The organism is Streptomyces termitum (assembly GCF_014650175.1).
Lineage (GTDB): Bacteria > Actinomycetota > Actinomycetes > Streptomycetales > Streptomycetaceae > Streptomyces > Streptomyces termitum.
In genome coordinates this window covers 1-530 of record NZ_BMUL01000070.1, presented here as the reverse complement: position 1 = coordinate 530, position 530 = coordinate 1, and the positions used below count along the sequence as shown (strand labels likewise).

At 56.6% G+C, this 530-nt stretch carries 1 protein-coding gene; it reads left to right on the top strand.

From position 1 onward, the window contains the following. Nucleotides 1-30: 30 nt before the first annotated feature. A partial coding sequence (locus IE219_RS32765; protein WP_189983744.1) for a hypothetical protein occupies nt 31-530 on the top strand: 500 nt, incomplete at its 3' end.

Genomic DNA, 530 nt, shown 5'->3' with positions numbered 1-530 from the left:
GTCACCTGCTTTTTCGTGTCTGTTGCTATCATGCTTGTAGCTGAGCAAACCAGTGCCGTCCCGATCGGAGGTCTTCCTAAGCTACCTGTCCTCGGCAACGAAGGCCGCCTTGTCAGCAGTGTCGCCAACACTTTGGAGCCGGTCCCCCTTATTGGAGATCTTACCCACAATGTTCTCCAAGACCAGAGCTCCGGCGACCTGCTTTCCAGCACCAAGTTGGCTGGTGAGAAGGGCTTAATTCACGACGACGGTGTCTTGGGTGACCTCACCCGCTCTCTTCAGCGCCGAGTCCTCTCGGACACTAAACTGATTGGCGAGGGTGGATTAATCGATCTTGAAGGCACCTTAGACGAGGTCACTCGCTCCCTTGAGCGCCGGGTCCTCTCGGACACTAAATTGATTGGCGAGGGTGGACTAATTGACCTTGAGGGCACCTTAGACGAGGTCACCCGCTCCCTTGAGCGCCGTGAATTAGGAGGCCTCGACCTCTTGGGTACCGTGGGCTCGCTCACCAACGGTGTCCAAACCCT